General features: G+C 69.0%; 18 protein-coding genes and 1 tRNA gene. 13 read left to right on the forward strand and 6 right to left on the reverse strand.

The window, feature by feature from the left end; all coding sequences use genetic code 11:
* Positions 1 to 16 precede the first annotated feature (16 nt).
* The 4 genes from AC2D10_RS16120 (at position 17) to AC2D10_RS16135 (ending at position 4,359) form a co-directional block, all read left to right on the forward strand.
* Positions 17 to 1,486: a malate:quinone oxidoreductase gene (locus AC2D10_RS16120; protein ID WP_484709107.1), complete on the forward strand. Its 1,470-nt coding sequence runs from the start codon at positions 17 to 19 to the stop codon at positions 1,484 to 1,486.
* 7 nt (positions 1,487 to 1,493) lie between these two features.
* Complete coding sequence (locus AC2D10_RS16125) at positions 1,494 to 2,147, forward strand: thymidine kinase (RefSeq protein WP_484709109.1); 654 nt, start codon at positions 1,494 to 1,496, stop codon at positions 2,145 to 2,147.
* Positions 2,148 to 2,273: 126 nt separating this feature from the next.
* Positions 2,274 to 3,068 carry a FadR/GntR family transcriptional regulator gene (locus AC2D10_RS16130; RefSeq protein WP_484709110.1) on the forward strand — a complete coding sequence of 265 codons (795 nt, stop codon included), beginning with the start codon at positions 2,274 to 2,276 and terminating at the stop codon, positions 3,066 to 3,068.
* A 10-nt stretch (positions 3,069 to 3,078) separates the two neighbouring features.
* Entirely contained in the window at positions 3,079 to 4,359 is a 1,281-nt protein-coding gene (locus tag AC2D10_RS16135) for an alpha-hydroxy acid oxidase (RefSeq protein WP_484709111.1), read from the forward strand.
* Positions 4,360 to 4,486: 127 nt separating this feature from the next.
* On the opposite strand, the gene AC2D10_RS16140 is transcribed toward AC2D10_RS16135, so the two are convergent.
* The 5 genes from AC2D10_RS16140 to AC2D10_RS16160 all read right to left on the reverse strand — a co-directional run bounded on the left by AC2D10_RS16140 (position 4,487) and on the right by AC2D10_RS16160 (position 9,409).
* Entirely contained in the window at positions 4,487 to 5,242 is a 756-nt protein-coding gene (locus AC2D10_RS16140; RefSeq protein ID WP_484709112.1) for an HAD-IIB family hydrolase, read from the reverse strand.
* The gene (locus AC2D10_RS16145; protein ID WP_484709113.1) at positions 5,239 to 5,715 is read right to left on the reverse strand and encodes a VanZ family protein; all 477 of its coding nucleotides are present in this window, start codon (positions 5,713 to 5,715) and stop codon (positions 5,239 to 5,241) included. The genes AC2D10_RS16140 and AC2D10_RS16145 overlap by 4 nt, the downstream gene beginning before the upstream one ends.
* 66 nt (positions 5,716 to 5,781) lie before the next feature.
* Positions 5,782 to 5,858, reverse strand: a tRNA-Pro gene (locus AC2D10_RS16150).
* 51 nt (positions 5,859 to 5,909) lie between these two features.
* Positions 5,910 to 6,848 (reverse strand): metallophosphoesterase, encoded by a 939-nt coding sequence (locus AC2D10_RS16155; RefSeq protein ID WP_484709115.1) that lies wholly within the window; start codon positions 6,846 to 6,848, stop codon positions 5,910 to 5,912.
* Positions 6,845 to 9,409 carry a transglycosylase domain-containing protein gene (locus tag AC2D10_RS16160; RefSeq protein WP_484709116.1) on the reverse strand — a complete coding sequence of 855 codons (2,565 nt, stop codon included), beginning with the start codon at positions 9,407 to 9,409 and terminating at the stop codon, positions 6,845 to 6,847. The genes AC2D10_RS16155 and AC2D10_RS16160 overlap by 4 nt, the downstream gene beginning before the upstream one ends.
* Positions 9,410 to 9,498: 89 nt before the next feature.
* On the opposite strand from AC2D10_RS16160, the gene sp36 reads away from it, so the two are divergent.
* Together sp36 and AC2D10_RS16170 are read left to right on the forward strand one after the other, a co-directional pair.
* The gene (sp36, locus tag AC2D10_RS16165) at positions 9,499 to 9,723 is read left to right on the forward strand and encodes a Sp36 family protein (protein ID WP_484709117.1); all 225 of its coding nucleotides are present in this window, start codon (positions 9,499 to 9,501) and stop codon (positions 9,721 to 9,723) included.
* A complete protein-coding gene (locus AC2D10_RS16170) occupies positions 9,720 to 10,178 on the forward strand; it encodes a RidA family protein (protein WP_484709119.1) in 459 nt (152 codons plus the stop codon). The genes sp36 and AC2D10_RS16170 overlap by 4 nt, the downstream gene beginning before the upstream one ends.
* A gap of 12 nt (positions 10,179 to 10,190) precedes the next feature.
* Here the strand turns inward: AC2D10_RS16170 and acs are convergent, their stop codons facing one another.
* Positions 10,191 to 12,158 carry an acetate--CoA ligase gene (gene acs / locus AC2D10_RS16175; RefSeq protein ID WP_484709121.1) on the reverse strand — a complete coding sequence of 656 codons (1,968 nt, stop codon included), beginning with the start codon at positions 12,156 to 12,158 and terminating at the stop codon, positions 10,191 to 10,193.
* Positions 12,159 to 12,626: 468 nt separating this feature from the next.
* Between acs and AC2D10_RS16180 the strand changes: the two genes are divergently transcribed.
* The 7 genes from AC2D10_RS16180 (at position 12,627) to tmk (ending at position 18,967) form a co-directional block, all read left to right on the forward strand.
* Positions 12,627 to 13,535, forward strand: coding sequence for a TadA family conjugal transfer-associated ATPase (locus AC2D10_RS16180; RefSeq protein WP_484711857.1), 909 nt, complete (start codon positions 12,627 to 12,629; stop codon positions 13,533 to 13,535).
* Positions 13,529 to 14,431 (forward strand): type II secretion system F family protein, encoded by a 903-nt coding sequence (locus AC2D10_RS16185; RefSeq protein ID WP_484709122.1) that lies wholly within the window; start codon positions 13,529 to 13,531, stop codon positions 14,429 to 14,431. Before AC2D10_RS16180 ends, AC2D10_RS16185 begins: the two co-directional genes overlap by 7 nt.
* Positions 14,432 to 14,468: 37 nt before the next feature.
* The gene (locus AC2D10_RS16190) at positions 14,469 to 14,702 is read left to right on the forward strand and encodes a DUF4244 domain-containing protein (RefSeq protein WP_484709123.1); all 234 of its coding nucleotides are present in this window, start codon (positions 14,469 to 14,471) and stop codon (positions 14,700 to 14,702) included.
* Positions 14,683 to 15,054 (forward strand): TadE family type IV pilus minor pilin, encoded by a 372-nt coding sequence (locus tag AC2D10_RS16195; protein ID WP_484709124.1) that lies wholly within the window; start codon positions 14,683 to 14,685, stop codon positions 15,052 to 15,054. Before AC2D10_RS16190 ends, AC2D10_RS16195 begins: the two co-directional genes overlap by 20 nt.
* Complete coding sequence (locus AC2D10_RS16200; protein ID WP_484709126.1) at positions 15,054 to 15,383, forward strand: helicase; 330 nt, start codon at positions 15,054 to 15,056, stop codon at positions 15,381 to 15,383. Before AC2D10_RS16195 ends, AC2D10_RS16200 begins: the two co-directional genes overlap by 1 nt.
* Before the next feature lie 78 nt (positions 15,384 to 15,461).
* Positions 15,462 to 18,335 carry a type I DNA topoisomerase gene (gene topA / locus AC2D10_RS16205; protein WP_484709127.1) on the forward strand — a complete coding sequence of 958 codons (2,874 nt, stop codon included), beginning with the start codon at positions 15,462 to 15,464 and terminating at the stop codon, positions 18,333 to 18,335.
* Complete coding sequence (gene tmk, locus AC2D10_RS16210; RefSeq protein ID WP_484709129.1) at positions 18,332 to 18,967, forward strand: dTMP kinase; 636 nt, start codon at positions 18,332 to 18,334, stop codon at positions 18,965 to 18,967. The genes topA and tmk overlap by 4 nt, the downstream gene beginning before the upstream one ends.
* Positions 18,968 to 19,024 lie beyond the last annotated feature (57 nt).

Consider the following 19,024-nt stretch of genomic DNA (forward strand, 5'->3'; position numbering starts at 1 on the left):
GAACTAGACTGTTCTGGTGACCGAAACCGTCGATGTCGTCTTGATCGGTGGTGGCATCATGAGCGCCACCCTGGGTACCCTGCTGCACGAATTGCAGCCGGATTGGAAGATCGTCGCCTTCGAGCGACTCTCCGATGTGGCCCAGGAGAGTTCGAACCCGTGGAACAATGCGGGCACCGGTCACGCCGCCCTCTGCGAGCTCAACTACATGCCGCAGGGCGACGGGCCGCTCGATCCGGCGAAGGCCGTCTCGATCAACGAGCAGTTCCAGCAGAGCCGTCAGTTCTGGTCGTCGCTCGTCGAGAAGGGTGTGCTCGACGAGCCGTCGACCTTCATCAACGCGACCCCGCACATGACGTTCGTGCGCGGCGAGAAAGACGTCGCGTACCTCCGTGATCGCTACGAGGTGCTGAAGAAGCAGCCGCTGTTCGCGGGGATCGAGTACAGCGAGGACTCCCGGGTCATCAACAAGTGGGCCCCGCTGCTCATGCAGAAGCGCCTGAAGGGCGAACCCTTCGCCGCCACGCGCGTGCCGGCGGGCACCGATGTCGACTTCGGTGCGCTGACGCATCAGCTCTTCAACCACCTGACCTCGTCGGGTGTCGATCTGCGCACCAACCACGAGGTCCGCAGCCTGAAGAAGCAGAAGGACGGCACCTGGCTGGTCAAGTACCGCAACAGCCTCGGCCTCACCCCCAACGATGTCAAGGCGCGGTTCGTCTTCGTCGGCGCCGGTGGATGGGCGCTCAAGCTGCTGCAGCGCTCCGGCATCCCCGAGATCAAGGGGTACGGCGTCTTCCCGATCGGCGGACAGTTCCTCAAGACCACGAACCCGAAGGTCGTCGCCCAGCACCAGGCGAAGGTCTACTCGCAGGCCTCGGTCGGTGCGCCGCCGATGTCGGTTCCGCACCTCGACACCCGCGTCGTCGGCGGCGAGGCGTCGCTGATGTTCGGTCCGTTCGCGACGTTCAGCCCCAAGTTCCTGAAGCAGGGCTCGATGTTCGACATCGTGTCGCAGGTGCGTCCACACAACCTGATCCCCATGCTGCAGGTGGCGGTGAAGAACCCCGACCTCATCACGTACCTCGTCGGCGAGCTGATGAAGAATCACGCCAAGAAGGTCGACAGCCTCCGCACGTTCATGCCGACGGCCGAGGACGAGGACTGGACTCTCATCGACGCCGGTCAGCGCGCTCAGGTGATGAAGAAGGACCCAAAGAAGGGCGGCGTGCTGCAGTTCGGCACCGAGGTCGTCTCGGCGGCCGACGGGTCGATCGCGGGACTGCTCGGCGCCTCTCCCGGCGCATCGACGGCGGTGCCGATCATGCTCAGCCTGCTCAAGAAGTGCTTCCCCGAGGACTTCCCGCGCTGGGAGCCGGAGCTGCACGAGCTGATCCCGACGTTCGGGCAGCAGCTGAACGTCGATCCCGCGCTCGCGGAGCAGTCGAAGGCGCAGACCGCCGCCACGCTCGGCATCAACCGCTGAGGTCTCGGTGGCGAAGCTCTACTTCCGCTACGGCGCGATGAATTCGGGCAAGTCCACCGCTCTGCTGCAGGCCGCGTACAACTATGAGGAGCGGGGCCAGCACGTGTTGCTGGCCAAGCCCGCGATCGACACCAAGGGTGCCGCCGAGATCTCGAGTCGGCTCGGAGTCACCCGTGGCGTGGACTTCCTGATCGCTCCGGATGACGACGCCCGCGCCCTGTTCGCCGCGCACCGCGAGCGTGTGCGGCGCTCGGCCGAGCAGGAGCTTCTGCCCAGCGGGCCCACGGATGTCGCGTGCCTCTTGATCGACGAGGCGCAGTTCCTGACGCCTGAGCAGGTGGATGATCTGTTCCGTATCGCGATCGAGGACGGCATCCCGGTGATGGCATACGGCATCCGGAACGACTTCCGCACCCACGCCTTCCCGGGCTCGGCGCGGCTGCTGGCCATCGCGCACTCGCTCGAGGAGCTCAAGACGATCTGCCGCTGCGGGCGGAAGGCCGTGTTCAACGGTCGCGTCATCGGCGGTCGGTTCGTGTTCGACGGTGACCAGGTCGCGATCGACGAGGGTGCGAGCGGATCGGCCGCGCCCGAGCTCACCACGTACGAGTCGCTCTGCGGCACGTGCTACCTCGAGGAGTCCGGCGGCCGCCTGGGCTGACCGCCCGCGGCATCCCTCCACGTCCCACGCGCCGCGCCTCGTGCCGCATCGTGGGGGAGCCGTACCTGGCGCGCTTGCGTGGTCTGACCACACGCGCTACTGTGTGGTCAGACCACAGGAGGCCGAATGACCGAGCAGCCGGCGCGCGCCTGGCGCCTCGTTCTCGAGCACATCGAACGCGACCTCCTCGAGGGTCGCCTCGGACCGGGTGATCGACTTCCCTCCGAACGCGATCTGGCCACGTCCCTCGGAGTCGGGCGCTCGAGCGTGCGCGAGGCGTTCCGCGTGCTCGAGGTGCTGGGCCTCATCCGCACCGCCACGGGCTCGGGGCCGCAGTCGGGCGCGATCGTGATCGCCACTCCGACGGGTGGCATGTCTGAGCTGCTCCGCCTCCAGGTGGCCGCACAGGGCTTCCCGCTCGACGACGTGATGCAGACGCGGCTCGTGCTCGAGGCGGCGGTCGTGAGCACCATCGCGTCCGCAGAGCACCGCGACACCGAGCGCGCGCATCAGCTGCTCCGAGCGATGGATGCCGTCGACCTGACGCCGTCCGAGTTCCTGGCCCTCGACGCGCAGCTGCACCTCTCCCTCGCGGAGTCGAGCGGCAACGTCGTGATCGCCGCCATGATGGCGGGGCTGCGCTCGTCGATCGAGTCCTACGTGCAGGCCGGCGTCGCGGCGATCCCCGACTGGCAGGCCATGGCCGCGCGTCTGCGCGCCGAGCACCATGCCCTGATCGCGGCGATCGACGACGCCGACCCCGACACTGCCCGCGATCTCGTGCACGCGCATATCACCGGCTACTACGCCGACGCCGGCCTGACCCGCGGCAGCGCCGGGGACACACGCTCCGAGCACTCCGATCACGCCCACTCCGACCTCCACGACCACTCCGATCGCCAGACCCGCGATCACGACTGAGAGGAACACCATGGTCCAGCGCCAGGTTCCCAACCCCGCCGAACTCCTCGAGCTGATGAAGTTCAAGAAGCCCGAGCTCAACGGCCGCAAACGCCGCCTCGACGCCGCTCTCACGATCGACGATCTGCGGTCGATCGCGAAGCGCCGCACGCCCAAGGCCGCGTTCGACTACACCGACGGTGCCGCCGAGGGCGAGCTGTCGCTGACGCGCGCCCGGCAGGCTTTCCAGGATGTGGAGTTCCACCCCGGCATCCTGCGCCCCGCGCCTGATGTCGACACGAGCGTCGAGATCCTCGGCGGACCCTCTGCCCTGCCCTTCGGCATCGCGCCGACCGGCTTCACGCGTCTGATGCAGACCGAGGGCGAGATCGCGGGGGCGGGTGCGGCAGCCGCCGCCGGCATCCCGTTCACCCTGTCGACGCTCGGCACGACCTCGATCGAGGGCGTGCGCGAGGCGACTCTGAGCGAGCCGAAGGCGACCACGCCCGGCCGCGACTGGTTCCAGCTCTATGTGATGCGTGATCGCGAGATCTCTTACGAGCTCACGCGCCGTGCCGCCGCTGCCGGATTCGATACCCTGCAGTTCACCGTCGACACCCCCGTCGCGGGTGCGCGTCTGCGCGACAAGCGCAACGGGTTCAGCATCCCGCCGCAGTTGACGCTGGGCACGATCATCAACGCGATCCCGCGGCCGTGGTGGTGGTACGACTTCCTGACGACGCCGAAGCTCGAGTTCGCCTCGCTGAGCACCACCGGAGGCACGGTCGGCGAGCTGCTGGATGCCGCGATGGATCCGACGATCAGCTACGACGACCTCGCCGTCATCCGCGACATCTGGCCCGGCAAGATCGTGATCAAGGGAGTGCAGAACGTCGAGGACTCGGTGCGTCTGCGCGACGCCGGCGTCGATGGCATCGTGCTCTCGAACCACGGCGGTCGTCAGCTCGACCGGGCCCCGATCCCGTTCCACCTGCTGCCCGAGGTGCGCCGCGCGGTCGGCGACGACTTCACCGTCATGATCGACACCGGCATCCTGAACGGTGCCGACATCGTCGCAGCCGTCGCGCTCGGCGCCGACTTCACGCTCATCGGACGCGCGTACCTCTACGGCCTCATGGCGGGCGGTCGTCAGGGTGTGGACCGCACGATCACCATCCTGCGCACCGAGATCGAGCGCACGATGCGCCTGCTGGGCGTCGCTTCGCTCGCCGAGCTCGAGCCGGGGCATGTCACGCAGCTCACGCGCCTGGTGCCCGTGTCGCGCGCGGCAGAAGAAGCCCGCACGGTCTGATCTCCGACGACGCCGCGGCCCGCTCGCACGAGAGTGGGCCGCGGCGTCGTCTGTCCAGCTCGTGTCGTCTCAGAGCGTGGTGGTCAGAGCGTGGTGGTCAGAGCGTGGTGGTCAGAGCGTGGTCGTCTCAGAGCGTCTTGAGCAGCTCGTCGAGCTTGTCTGCGGTGTCTTCCCAGCCCTCGACGGCCACCGAGGGCACCCCCAGCGCGAGCACGGGGTAGTCGTTGCCGCCCTCGTCGAGACGATCACCGTAGAAGAGCATCGACTCGAGAGCGATTCCCGTGCGCGCGGCCAGCTCGCGCATGCCGAAGGCCTTGTCGATGCCGGCCTGGGTGATGTCGATCGAGGTCGAGCCGCCGGAGCGCACCTCGAGCTCGGGCAGCCGCGCGGCGACGGCGTCCCGCAGAGCACCGCGCTTCGCACCCGAGGGGTCCCATGCGTGCTTCGCCTCGCGGGGGGCACGCTGACCCAGCGCCGAGAACGTGATCTGCGAGCCGCGGTCCTCGAGGATGTCGCCCCACGGCTCGGCTTCCCACAGGCCCAGCCGCTCCGCCTCTTCGCGCAGGGCCGTGAGCGCCGCGCTCTTCTGCGCGTCGGTCAGATCATGCGCGTAGATCTGTGTGAAGCCCTCGCCGTCGTGGCGCAGATAGCGGGTGCCGCAGGTGGGCAGCAGGTGCAGGCGGGACAGGTCATCGGCATCGGCGTCGCCGAGCTGCGCGATCACCTGGGTGCGGAACTGCGTCTCGTTGCCGCCCGAGATGATGGCCACCTCGACCGAGCGCAGCAGCGCGCGCAGCAGATCGGCGATGCGGGGGTCGATCGCTCCCTTCGAGGGGGCGAGGGTGTCGTCGAGGTCGAAGGCGACGAGGGCAGGTGCTGTCATGATGACTCCAGGGTAGGAGATGGATGCCGGGCCGCGCGCGGCGCGAACAGGAGCGTGCACAGCACGGCGACGATCACACCGGCGGTCGCGCCGGCGGAGTTGGCGACGACGTCGGTGACGGTCGCGGCACGGTGGGGGAGCGCGAAACGCTGCGCGAGCTCGATCGTGACCGACATCGCCGGGCCGATCAGCAGCGCCACGGGCCAGACGCGGCGGGGGAGCAGCAGGAATGCGAGGATCCCGATCGGTACGAACACGAGGACGTTCGCGAGGATCTCGAGGCGCGTGAAGTCGAGTGACTCCGCACCGAGTCCGTGAGCGAGGCCGAGCACGGTATCGAGCAGATTCGGCATCGACTCCTCGATGCGTTCGGGCGTCAGCGTCAGCAGAGCGAGGCCGGTGAGGAACGGGATGCCGAGACCGAGCGCCCAGCCGCGCGTGAAGCGCCGCGGAGGAGGGAGCAGAGGGCTCATGCCTTCCCTTTCGTGGCCATGCCGATACAGAGAAGGCCGCCCCTCGGGGCGGCCTTCCGGTGTCACTGGTCGGGGTGACAGGATTTGAACCTGCGACCTCTTCGTCCCGAACGAAGCGCGCTACCAAGCTGCGCCACACCCCGTTTGCAACCCTCCGAGTCTACAGGGAAAACGCCGGAGCGCCGAATCGAGGCTCAGTCCCGCGCGGTCAGCGTGAGCAGCGTCGCCTCGGGGCGGCACGCGAAGCGCACGGGCGCGTAGATCGAGTGGCCGCACCCGGCGCTGACGTTGAGCGGCACGCTGCGACCGCTGTGCGTCCAGGTGCTGAGGCCCTTGGCCTGCTTGAGCGGAATGTCACAGTTCGCGACCAACGCGCCGTATCCGGGGATGCAGACCTGGCCGCCGTGCGTGTGGCCGCCGAGGATGGCGTCTGCCCCGAGGTCGATGAAGCCGTTCAGCACGCGCTGGTAGGGCGCGTGCGTGACGCCGAGCACCGATATGTCCTCGGCGCGCGGGCCGAGGTCCGTGATCGCATCTGGCAGCACGTCGAGCCGATCCCAGTCGCGGTGCGCGTCGTTGACGCCGAACAGGTCGACGGTGTTGCCGGCGATGTTCAGTCGCGCGGCGGCGTTGTTGAGGCCCGTCCACCCGAGATCGTCGGTGAAGAACCGGTCCATGGCCGCGGTGTCGAGCAGTTCGGGCGCGCGGTGCTTCTTCGACGGCCCCGAGAAATAGAGCAGAGGATTGCGCGGCGATGGGGCAGCGACGTCATTGGACCCGTGCACGAAGACCCCGGGGATTCCGGCGAGAGGTTCGAACGCGCGGCGGATTCCCTCGAGCCCGTTCTCGTGGCCGAGGTTGTCGCCGGTGTTCACGATCACGTCGGGCTTCAGCTGTGCGAGAGAGGCCAGCCAGTCCTGCTTGCGATGCTGCCAGGGAGCCATATGGGCATCCGACAGGTGCAGGACGCGAATGGGTGCGGAGCCGGGCGCAAGCGCGGGAGCGGTGACTTCACGCACCGTGAAGAGGTAGCGCTCGATGCCGATGCCCCAGACCGCGGCGGCGACGCCCGCGGCCCCCACCGCGCCGAGCGCGATGAGGGCCGGGTGAGCCGAAGATCGTCTCGTGGTCAACAGGCCACCGAGATCTTCCGCGACTTGTTCGCTGCGGTGCCGGCGGGCGGATCCGTGGCCTTCACCTTCGCGCCGGAGGCGTTGCACGACCCGGCGAAGTCGACCGACGAGAACCCCGCTCCCAAGAGTGCGGCGCCAGCCGCGGTGGGTGCCTGGCCGGTGACGTCGGGCACCGTCGTGCCCTGCCCGTTACTCGGTGAGATCGTGACGGTGCCGCCGCCGGCGGTCTGGCCAGAGGGATCCTGCGCGGCGACGATGTTTGTTGCCTGGTCGCTGTCGACCGGAGCGCCGACGACCACCGAGAAGCCGGAGCTCTCGAGCGTGGAGGTGGCGTCGTCGACCGTCATGCCGACGACCGAAGGCACATTCGTCAGCACGCGACGCGTGAGCGAGTTGTCGGGGTCCGGGAACCGGTCCCCGCCGTATGCCTCATTGGCGGCCGCCTGCGCGGTCTCGGCGAGCGGGTAGCGCATCTCGTTGAGCGCGTAGCCGTTGGAGCGCTTCTGATAGATGTCGGCCTGGCCGAAGTGGCGGCCGACCCACACTGCGGTGGTGACCTTGGTGCTCGACTCGATCATCATCGTCTGGTCGCGGTTGTGCGTGCCGGTCTTGCCGATCAGCGGGGTGCCGTCGTACGGGTTCGCCCGCGATCCCGTACCGCCGCCCGTCATCACGCCCTGCAGCGCGTACGCCGTCGTGGCGGCCACCTCGGGGGTGATCACGCCGGGCGTGCAGGACGACGCGGGGAGCGGACGGTCTGCGCCGTCCGGACCCACCACGCGGTCGATCGCCTTGGGCGTGCAGTACGTGCCGCCGCTGGCGACGGTCGCGTAGGCGTTCGCCATGGCGAGCGGCGAGATGGCCTCCGGCCCGAGGACGTCGAACGGCACGTTGCTGTCGGTCGTCTTGTCTCCATTGGCGAGGGTGACGCCCATCCGGTCGGCGACCTTGTTGATGTCGCACAGGTCGAGCTTCGACGCCATCGCGAAGTACCCGCTGTTCAGCGACTGCGCCGTGAAGTCCATCACCGAGTTGGTGTAGCCCTGGTTGCCGCCGAAGTTGCCGATCTCCTTGGTGTTCGCCGTCGGAGTGCTCCCGCTGCAGGAGTCCTTGAACTTCATGTTGGTCTGCACGCGGCCGTTGAGCACCTCGTTGACCGAGTGCCCCTTCTCGAGCCAGTCGATCAGGGTGAACAGCTTGTAGGTCGATCCCACGGGGAAGCCGCCGGAGCGGCCGTTCTTCTGGTCTCCGGCGAAGACGAGCGAGCTGAACGCCTGGTCCTCGGTCGGGGTCTCGAGGAACTGCGTGTTCTGCGTGATCGAGAGCACGCGACCGGTGCCGACCTCGATCGACACCCCGGCTGCGCCGAAGAACTGGTTGTCGTAGTTGGCGGGAACCACCTCGGCCATCTTCTCGGCGGCCGGGTCCTGGATGCGGAAGTCCATCGTGGTGTAGATCTTCAGTCCACCGCGGCGCAGCAGGTCGCGGCGGTCCTGGTCGGTCTCGCCAAAGGCCGGGTCGTTCTCGACGATCGACTTCACGTACTGGCAGAAGTAGGCGTTGCGACCGGCGGCCTGGCATCCCTGCACCGGCTGCGTGACCGCGGGCTGGATCGGAGAGGCCGAGGCCTCGTCGTACTGCGCCTGGGTGATCTTGCCGTTGGCCAGCATGCGGTCGAGCACGTAGGTGCGACGCACCAGCGTGTCTTTGTAGCCGTCGGAGGCGGTGTTGTGGGCGACGCCGTCCTCTGTCGTGTAGGTGCCTTCGTCGCCGCGGTCGATGCGGTAGGTGTTCGGGTTCTGCACGATCCCGGCGAGAGTCGCCGCCTGCGCGACCGTGAGGTTCGCGGCGGTGGTCGAGAAGTAGTAGCGCGCCGCGGCTTCGATGCCGTAGACGGTGCCGCCGAAGTTCGCGATGTTCAGGTAGCCGAGCAGGATGTCGTTCTTCGAGTAGTCCTTCTCGATCTGGATCGCGTAGCGCATCTCCTGCAGCTTGCGCTGGATGCCCTCGGTTCCCTCGGCCTGAGTGGCGTTCTCCCAGCAGGCCTGGAGTTCTTCGGAGTACGTCTCCGAGGCCGTGTCGACCTCCTGCTCGCACCGCTGGATCAGCACGTTCTTCACGAACTGCTGGCTGATCGTCGATGCGCCGCGGGATGACGTGCCCTTGAGGTTGTCGATCACGGCGCTGACCGTGGCTCCGAGGTTGACACCCCCGTGGCTGTAGAAGTTCTTGTCCTCGCTGGAGAGGATCGCGTCGTAGAGCACGGGAGAGATCTGCTCGTACGTGACCGGCACGCGGTTCTGCTCGTAGAACGAGGCGAGCGCGATCGGGTTCCCGTCGGGAGCGGTCGCGTAGATGGTCGACTGCTCCATGGGGGTGTCGACCTTCAGCACCTCGGGGAGCTTGTCGAACAGCGTCAGGGTCTGCGTGCCGGCGAGGCCGGTCATCGCGAGGACCGGGGTGACACTGGCGGTGACCAGGAGGCCGGCGACGGCGCTGAGGCCGATGAGCCCGAGGAGGCCGCCGAGCACGCCATTCACCGTGCGATTCTTTTGAGGCATACGCTGATCGTAAGGGAGTTCCCTGAATACCGCCTTTGACGAGCGTCGGCCTCTTTCCGTGGCGCGCCGCTCGAATCGACAGGAGTGCCATGACCACGTGGGAGTACGTCACCACCCCGCTGCTGATCCACAACACCACAGCCATCCTCAACAACTGGGGCAAGCAGGGCTGGGAACTCGTGCAGATCGTGCAGGGACCGGAAGGCGGCCTCGTCGCCTACTTCAAGCGTCCGGTGACGCAGGACGGCTCGGCCAACGCCGGACTCGCCGCCGCTGCTGAGGCCGCACGCCAGTTCGAGGGCGGCGCGGCGTGACCGTCAGCGCGCGGCTCACCGAGCTCGGGATCGAGCTTCCCGCCGTCGCCGCACCGGTGGCCGCGTACGTGCCCGCCGTGGTGCACGGCGACTTGGTGTACACGTCGGGTCAGCTGCCGTTCGCCGCAGGCGCTCTTCCGGCGACCGGAAAGGTCGGAGCCGCGGTCTCGGCCGAGGACGCGAAGGAGTACGCCCGTACCTGCGCACTGAATGCACTGGCGGCTGCCGCGGATGCCGCGGGAGGCGTCGACCGCATCGCCGGCGTGCTGCGGGTCGGTGGCTTCGTGGCATCCGTCCCCGAGTTCTCCGGTCAGCCCGGCGTCATCAACGGCGCCAGCGAGGTGCTGGGGGAGATCTTCGGCGATGCCGGTCGCCACGCCCGTGCCGCCGTCGGCGTTCCGGTGCTGCCCCTCGACAGCCCGGTCGAGGTCGAGGTCACCTTCATCCTGGCCTGACGCGTCTCGGCGTTACTTGACCTGTGCCGAGATGATGCTCATCACCGCGGTGTCCGCGAGCGTGGTGGTGTCGCCGACCTCGCGGCCCTCCGCGACATCGCGCAGCAGGCGACGCATGATCTTGCCCGAGCGGGTCTTCGGGAGCTCGCCCACGATGTAGACGTCTCGCGGGCGGGCGATCGCGCCGATCTGCTCACCCACCCACAGCCGCAGCTGCTGCGCGAGGCCGGCCGGGTCGTGCGCGTCGAGGTAGCTCTGCTTGATGATCACGAACGCCACCACCGCCTGCCCTGTCGCCTCATCCGACGCCCCGACGACGGCCGCCTCGGCGGTGGCCTCGTGGGCGACGAGCGACGACTCGATCTCGGCGGTCGACAGCCGGTGGCCCGACACGTTCATCACATCATCGACCCGGCCGAGCAGCCACAGGTCGCCGTCGTCATCGAGCCGCGCGCCGTCGCCGGCGAAGTAGTAGCCCTGATCCTCGAACTTCTCCCAGTAGGTCTCGCGATAGCGCTCGGGGTCTCCCCAGATGCCGCGCAGCATGCTCGGCCACGGTTCGGTGACCACCAGCAGTCCGCCGCTGCCGTTGCCGACCTCGGCACCCTTCTCGTCCACGACGTCGATCGAGATGCCGGGCAGCGGAACCTGCGCGGACCCGGGCTTCGTCGCTGTCACGCCAGGAAGAGCCGAGACCATGATCGCGCCGGTCTCGGTCTGCCACCACGTGTCGACGATCGGCGTCGTGCCGGCGCCGATGACCTCGCGGTACCACATCCACGCCTCGGGGTTGATGGGTTCGCCCACCGAGCCCAGCAGTCGCAGCGACGACAGGTCGAACTTCTTCGGCACGCTGCGCCCGATCTTCATGAACGACCGGATCGCGGTCGGGGCGGTGTAGAAGATCGAGACCTTGTACTTCTCGATGATCTCCCACCACCGGCCCGGGTGCGGTGCGTCCGGTGTGCCCTCGTAGAGCACCTGCGTCGCGCCGTTCGCGAGGGGGCCGTACGTCACGTAGGAGTGCCCGGTGATCCACCCGATGTCGGCCGTGCACCAGTAGACGTCGTTCTCGGGGTGCAGGTCGAAGACGTACTTGTGCGAGTACGCCACCTGGGTGAGGTAGCCGCCCGAGGTGTGCAGTATGCCCTTGGGCTTTCCGGTCGTGCCCGAGGTGTACAGGATGAAGAGCGGGTTCTCAGAGGGGAACGCCTGCGCCTCGTGCTCGGCGGATGCTGCGGGCACGGCGTCGTGCCACCACACGTCGCGTCCCTCGACCCAGTCGACCTCGTTCTCGCCGCGTCGGACGACGAGCACGTGCTCGACGGTCTGCTGCTCGCCGTCGCCGCGGTCGCCGAGCGCCTGGTCGACGGCCGGCTTCAGGGCCGAGACGCGTCCCTTGCGGTAGCCGCCGTCGGCGGTGATGACGAGCTTCGCGCCGGCGTCGTCGATCCGCGAGCGCAGGCTGTCCGCGCTGAATCCGCCGAAGACGACGGAGTGGACGGCGCCGAGGCGTGCGACTGCGAGCATCGACACGATCGCCTCGGGGATCATCGGCAGATAGATCGCCACGCGGTCGCCGTGCGTCACGCCGAGGTCCGAGAGCACGTTCGCGGTGCGCTTGACCTCTTCGGTGAGCTCGGCATAGGTGATGCGGCGGGAATCGCCGGGCTCACCCTCCCAGTACAAGGCGACGCGGTCGCCGTTGCCGGCTTCGACATGGCGGTCCAGGCAGTTGTAGGCGACGTTCAGCTCGCCGTCATCGAACCACTTCGCGAACGGCGGAGTCGACCAGTCCAGCACCTCGGTGAACGGGGTGTGCCAGTGCACGAGCTCGCGCGCCTGCTCGGCCCAGAACGCTTCTCGATCGGATGCTGCGCTTTCGTACAGAGCGGGGGAGGAGACGGACTGCGCCACGAACTCCTCGGTGGGCGGGAACCGCCGGGTCTCGTCGAGAAGGTGGTCGATCTGGCTGCTCATCGGCAGGCGCTCCTTTGCGGCTGGGGGCGTGGTCGTGAGGGTGGCACGATCAGGTCCTGGCGAATCTAGTCCTGCCCGGAAGCCCCCGCCTACTGCCGAAAGTCGGTAGTGGCGCATGGTTTTGTGAGGACGGTTGCCTTGCGTACACTCGACGACAGCCGAATTCTCATTCTGGCCTGGGTGCCGCCCGATTCCCCCGATCGTGGCCGCGCCGTGGGCGGCATCTCATTCCCCCATGAGGTGCCGCCCTTCTCCGTCTCGGCCTCCCCTGCACGATGCTCTGCACGGTCTGCGCGCCAGGAGCAGTTCTGCACAGACCGCGCTCTGGTGGCATCGGCGCGGGAGTCGGGGCTCTTAGCGTCGGGGCATGACCTCGTCCTTCGTCATCCAGCCCCGCGGTGCGGCGACCGCCGACGCCTCCCATGCGACACCCAACGGATCGCTCCGGCTCGACCCGCCTTCGGCCCGCTGCGCGAGCACTGCGACGACGGCACGGTCACCGACGTGTTCGTGAACGGTGCGCACGGGCTGTTCGTCGACCGGGGCACGGGAGCAGAGCCTGTGCCGGGCTGGAGCGCGTCGGAGCGCGAGGTGCGCGATCTCGCGGTGGCGCTCGTGGGCCTGGGCGGCCGGCATCTCGACGATCAGGCTGCGTGCGTCGATGTGCGTCTCGACTCCGGGGTGCGCGTGCACGCCGTGCTGGCACCGGTGTCGACCCGGGGCACCGCGCTGTCGATCCGCATTCCGCGCGTGCAGGCCGCCGACCTCGACGCGCTCGCCGCCCTCGGGGCCTTCGACGCCCGTCAGCACCGCTGGCTGCGCGGACTCGTCGACTCGCGGGCCAACATCCTGATCACCGGCGGCACGGGCACCGGCAAGACCACTCTTCTCTCGGCGCTGCTGTCGGAGGTGCCCGAGAACGAGCGCCTGGTCACCATCGAGGACGTCGCGGAGCTTCGACCGCGGCATCCGCATCATGTCGCCCTCGAAGCACGCCAGGCGAATCTCGAGGGCGCGGGCGGCATCAGCCTCGCGCGGCTCGTCCGAGAGTCGCTGCGCATGCGCCCCGACCGGCTCGTCGTGGGGGAGTGCCGCGGCGAGGAGGTGCGCGAGCTGCTCACAGCGCTCAACACCGGCCACGACGGCGGAGCCGGCACCCTGCACGCCAGCGGCCTGCGCGACGTGCCGGCACGACTCGAGGCGCTGGGGGCGCTCGCCGGGATGGATGCCACGGCGCTGGCGCGTCAGGCGGTGAGCGCGTTCTCGATCGTGCTGCATCTCGCTCGTGCTCCCGGCGGACGGCGGCGGATCGCACAGGCCGGAGAGTTCGCCATCGAGGCCGACCGGCTCACGATCCGCGAGGTCGAGCCGTGGTGATCCGGCTGCGCCGCTCCGCACCGCTCGACGGCCAGGCGGCAGACGCGGCCACGTCTGTGCAGACCCTCGCGGTGCTGCTCCAGGCCGGGGCTGTGCCCCTGGTCGCCTGGCGGCACCTCGCCGAGACCGGAGACCGGCACGCGGCGGCCGTCGTCGAGCTCGTCGATTCGGGAACGCCCCTGCTCGCTGCGATCGAGGCGCAGGCCGGCGCCTGGATCGACCTCGCCGCCGCATGGGAGATCGCGACGACCGTCGGCGCCCCGCTCGCGGCCGTACTGCGCATGATCGCCGAGACCTTGCGCGACGCGGGTGCCGCCGCCGACGACGTGCGCATCGCGCTTGCTGAGCCCGCGGGAACCGCTCGTCTGCTGCTGTGGATGCCGCTGGCCGGACTGCTGCTCGGGGTCGCACTCGGGTTCGACACCGTCGGCATCGTCGTGCGCAGCCCGATCGCCGCGGCGTGCGTGGTCGTCGGACTGGTGCTCGTGGGCGCCGCCCGGCTGTGGACGAGCCGGCTGCTGCGCCGCGCGCGCCCGGCGCCGGGAACGCCCGGGATGACCGCCGAGCTGGTCGCCATCGCCCTGACCGGTGGCGCCTCCGTGGAGCGCGCGCTCCAGCTCGTCGCAGACACGGGCTCCGTCCGCCTCGGCGATGACGGGCGCATCAGGACTGTGCTCGATCTGTCGCTGGCCGCAGGCGTCCCCGCAGGAGAGCTGCTGCGAGCCTCGGCGGCGCAGGAACGCCACGCGGCCCGCGTCGAGGGCAGACTGCGTGCCTCCCGACTCTCCACGCAGCTCCTGATCCCGCTGGGCGTCTGCACGCTTCCCGCCTTCCTGCTCCTCGGCGTCGCCCCGCTGCTGCTCAGCGTCCTCGGGTCGACGTCACTGAACCTCTGAACCCCTCGAACCTCACCACACAGAAAGAAGGAACATCATGAACGCCACCCCGACCCTGCCCACCACCTCGACCCGGCGCGCGATCCCGCCTCTGACCCGTCGTCGCGCGCTCGCGCTCTTCGATGATGAGACGGGGGCAGCGACCGCCGAGTACGCCATCACGACGATGGCCGCCGTCGCTTTCGCCGGCATGCTCGTGGTCATCATGCGGTCCGACGAGGTGCGCGGCATCCTGACCGATCTCGTGCGTCGTGCGCTCTCCGTCTCATGAGCGCACCTCGGCGACTCCGCGTCGAAAAGATGAGCGCGGATCCGTCGCCGCGGAACTCGCTCTCGCTCTGCCCGCCGTGGTGCTGGTGATGCTCCTCGGCGTCGGCGCGCTGGGTGCGGCCTCACGCCAGGTCTCGCTGCAGGATGCCGCGGCCGACGCCGCCCGTCTGCTCGGTCGCGGTGAGGATGGCGCCGCTGCGGGAGCCGTGGTGACCGCGGCAGTGCCCGGCGCGTCGATGTCGTGGTCAGCGCGGGGCGACGTGGTCTGCGTCGAGGCATCGGTCGTCGTCGAGGTCGGCGTCATGCACCTGCCGCTCAGCGCCGCCAGCTGCGCGCTCGACGGAGGTCGGTGATGGCGGGGTCGACGCTCGCGGCCGGCGTGCTGATCGTCACCGCCGGGCTCACGCTCGGCTTGGCGGCGGTCGGCGGCGCCGCCGTCACCTCGCAGCGCGTGGCGGGAGCGGCCGACGCGGCAGCGCTCGCCGCAGCCGATGCGGCCAGCGGGGCGGTGCCGACGACGGACGAGCCGTGCGCACTCGCGGCGCGGGTCGCAGCGGCGGCGGGGGCCGCGCTCACGGACTGCATGCTCGAGGGCTTCGTGGCGACCGTGCAGGTGCGGGCGGCGTACGCTGGACTCACCGCCGTCTCCCGCGCCCGTGCTGGGCCACCCGAGGGTCATTGACGGTGGTGGCTACCTCTCTCACTGTGAATGAGTCCGCACGGTGGTGTGTATGGTGTGCTTCGAAGAAAGGACGCACCCTTGGCTGAAGGCAAGAAGCTCGTCATCGTCGAGTCCCCGACGAAGATGCGGTCTATTCAGGGATACCTCGGCGACGGTTACGAGGTGCTCAGCTCCGTCGGCCACATCCGTGATCTCGCCGACAAGAAGGACATCCCGGCCGACGACAAGCAGGCGTACGGCAAGTACTCGATCGACATCGACAACGGCTTCGACCCCTACTACGTCGTGTCCGATCGCAAGACGAAGACGGTCGCCGAACTCCGGCGCGCACTGAAGACCGCCGACGAGCTCCTGCTCGCCACTGATGAGGACCGCGAGGGCGAGGCGATCGCCTGGCATCTGCTCGAGACGCTCAAGCCCAAGGTCCCCGTCAAGCGCATGGTCTTCCACGAGATCACCAAGGACGCGATCCAAGCCGCCGTCGGCAACACCCGCGAACTCGACCTCGACCTGGTCGACGCTCAAGAGACCCGGCGCATCCTCGACCGGCTCTACGGCTGGGACGTCTCGCCCGTGCTCTGGTACAAGGTCAAGACCGGCATCTCGGCCGGACGTGTGCAGTCCGCCGCGACCCGTCTGATCGTGGATCGTGAGCGCGAGCGCATGGCGTTCTCGTCGGCGGAGTACTGGGACGTCGACGCCGCCGCCGCGGCTGCGGGAACCTCCTTCAAGATCCGGCTCGTCCGTGTCGACGGCGGCCAGCTGGCGCGCGGCACCGACTTCGACGACAACGGCAAGCTCAAGAAGGCCGTCGTCATCCTCGACGAGGCCGCGGCGACCGCACTGGCTCAGGCCGTCGAAGCCGTCGGCGCCGGCACCGTCACCAAGGTCGAGGCCAAGCCCGGAACGCGCAGCCCCTACGCGCCCTTCACCACCTCGACGCTGCAGCAGGAGGCAGGGCGCAAGCTCTCGATGGGCGCGAAGCAGGCGATGAGCGTCGCTCAGCGCCTGTACGAGAAGGGGTACATCACCTATATGCGTACCGACTCCACGGCGCTGAGCACCCAAGCGGTGCAGGCGGCGCGGAGCCAGGCCGTGTCCCTCTACGGCGATTCCGCCGTACCGCTGAAGCCGCGCGTGTACAAGTCCAAGAGCAAGAACGCTCAGGAGGCGCACGAGGCGATCCGTCCGTCGGGCGAGACCTTCCGCACCCCCGCGTCGCTCTCGGGCGAGCTGGACCGCGAGGAGCAGCGTCTCTACGACCTCATCTGGAAGCGCACCGTCGCCAGCCAGATGGCCGACGCCAAGTACGAGACGACGACCGTCACCATCGCGGTCGCTGCCGACGGCAAGAAGGCCGAGTTCACGGCATCCGGCACCGTCTACACCTTCAAGGGCTTCCTCGAGGCATACGAAGAGGGCCGCGACGAGAAGCGCGGCGACGCCGACGCCGCCGAGAACCAGTCACTCCCGGCCGTCGCCGTGGGCGACGAGCTCGCGGTGAAGGATGCCGAGGCCAAGGGCCACCGCACCACGCCCAAGCCGCGGTACACCGAGGCTTCGCTGGTGAAGGTGCTCGAGGAGAAGGGCATCGGCCGCCCGTCGACCTTCGCATCCATCCCCGAGACGATCCTCGACCGCGGCTACGCGGTCAAGCGCGGGCAGGCACTCGTGCCCACCTGGCTGGCGTTCAGCGTCGTGCGTCTGCTCGAGGAGCACTTCGCCGAGCTCGTCGACTACGACTTCACCGCAGCCCTCGAGGACGACCTCGACACGATCGCCCGCGGCGAGCAGAACCGCGTGGAATGGCTCAAGTCGTTCTACTTCGGTTCGGACTCGCACGTCGGCCTGCGCCAGGTCGTCGACAACCTTGGTGAGATCGACGCACGCGCGTTGAACTCCACCCCGATCACCGACACCGCGACGCTGCGTTTCGGCAAGTACGGCCCGTACCTCGAGGTCACCGACCCCGAGAACCCCGAGGCCAAGCCGCGAATCGTCAACGTTCCCGAGGATCTCGCTCCCGACGAGCTCACGTCCGAGAAGGCGCAGGAGCTCATCGACGCCCCCGTCGCGGGGGATCGCGTGCTCGGCACCAACCCCGAGAACGGCAAGATCGTCGTCGTCAAGGACGGACGCTTCGGCCCCTACGTGCAGGAGAACGACCCGGTGTCCGAGGACGCCGCGGTGGACGAGAGCACGGGAGAGGTCGTCGAGGCGCCCAAGCCCAAGCGCGGAGCGAAGAAGGACACCGCTCCCAAGCCGCGGACCGGCTCGCTGTTCCGGTCGATGTCGGTCGACACGATCGAGCTCGACACGGCGCTGCAGCTGCTCAGCCTGCCCCGCGTCGTCGGCGCGGACCCCGAGTCGGGCGAGGAGATCACGGCGCAGAACGGCCGGTTCGGTCCGTACCTGAAGAAGGGCGCTGACTCACGGTCGCTCGAGAGCGAGTCCCAGATCTTCGACGTTACGCTCGAGCAGGCGCTGGCGATCTACGCGCAGCCGAAGTACGGCGCACGCCGCGCATCGAGCGCGCTCGTCGAGTTCGAGGCCGACCCGGTCAGCCAGAAGCCGATCCGCATCCGCGACGGACGCTTCGGCGCGTACGTCACCGATGGCGAGACGAACGTGACGATCCCGCGCGGCCAGAAGGTCGAGGACATCACCTTCGAGACCGCGGTGCAGATGCTCGCCGACAAGCGCGCCAAGGGGCCTGCTCCCAAACGGGGGGCGGCGAAGAAGGCACCGGCCAAGAAGGCTCCTGCCAAGAAGCCCGCCGCGAAGAAGCCGGCCGCGAAGAAGCCGGCCGCCAAGAAGGCTCCGGCGTCGAAGACGGCGGCGGCTCCGGCCGACGCGGCGAAGTCCGCGGCACGATCGGCGGCAGCGAAGAAGGCGGCGGCCACCCGTGCGGCGAACGCGGCGGCGAAGGCGGCTGAGAAGGCGAACTCGTGACCTCAGGTCCGGGCGCGTGGATCACGCTCGAAGGCGGCGACGGCTCGGGCAAGACCACGCAGTCGAACCTGCTCGCCGACTGGCTGATCGATGCCGGGCACACCGTGGTCCGCACCCGTGAACCGGGCGGCTCCGAGGTGGGGCAGCTGATCCGCGACATCGTCCTGCATCACCGCGGCGACATCGCCCCGCGCGCCGAGGCGCTGCTGTACGCGGCTGACCGCGCGCATCACGTCGCCACGGTCGTGCGGCCGGCCCTGGAACGCGGCGAGATCGTGCTGCAGGACCGGTACCTCGACTCCTCTGTGGCGTATCAGGGGGCCGGCCGCGTGCTGGATGCCACCGAGATCCGCGATCTGTCGCTCTGGGCCGCTGAGGGCGCGCTGCCCGACCTCACGGTGCTGCTCGACCTCGACCCCGCTGCGGCGCGCGCGAGGCTCGACTCCGACGACAAGCCCTTCGACCGGCTCGAAGCCGAGGAGAGCGAGTTCCACGGGAGGGTACGAGACGCCTTCCTCGGCCTGGCCGCCGCAGAACCCGATCGCTTCCTGGTGCTCGACGCGGCAGCATCCGTCGACGAGATCGCGGCCCGTATCCGAGATCGCGTCGAAGCCCTGCTCGCTTCGCGCTGACCGCCGCCGGCCGCCTCGTCCACGTCGCCCGCGTCCTCGCAGGTGTCGCATCTGGCC

The sequence above is a fragment of the Microbacterium sp. PI-SA-G genome, from assembly GCF_057215335.1.

Excerpts from the sequence above, each read along its gene's own strand:
- AC2D10_RS16130 (WP_484709110.1), top strand. The coding sequence starts at position 2,274 with ATGACCGAGCAGCCGGCGCGCGCCTGGCGCCTCGTTCTCGAGCACATC.
- AC2D10_RS16135 (WP_484709111.1), top strand. The coding sequence starts at position 3,079 with ATGGTCCAGCGCCAGGTTCCCAACCCCGCCGAACTCCTCGAGCTGATG.
- AC2D10_RS16140 (WP_484709112.1), bottom strand. The coding sequence starts at position 5,242 with ATGACAGCACCTGCCCTCGTCGCCTTCGACCTCGACGACACCCTCGCC.
- AC2D10_RS16145 (WP_484709113.1), bottom strand. The coding sequence starts at position 5,715 with ATGAGCCCTCTGCTCCCTCCTCCGCGGCGCTTCACGCGCGGCTGGGCG.
- AC2D10_RS16160 (WP_484709116.1), bottom strand. The coding sequence starts at position 9,409 with ATGCCTCAAAAGAATCGCACGGTGAATGGCGTGCTCGGCGGCCTCCTC.
- sp36 (WP_484709117.1), top strand. The coding sequence starts at position 9,499 with ATGACCACGTGGGAGTACGTCACCACCCCGCTGCTGATCCACAACACC.
- acs (WP_484709121.1), bottom strand. The coding sequence starts at position 12,158 with ATGAGCAGCCAGATCGACCACCTTCTCGACGAGACCCGGCGGTTCCCG.
- AC2D10_RS16190 (WP_484709123.1), top strand. The coding sequence starts at position 14,469 with ATGAACGCCACCCCGACCCTGCCCACCACCTCGACCCGGCGCGCGATC.
- AC2D10_RS16200 (WP_484709126.1), top strand. The coding sequence starts at position 15,054 with ATGGCGGGGTCGACGCTCGCGGCCGGCGTGCTGATCGTCACCGCCGGG.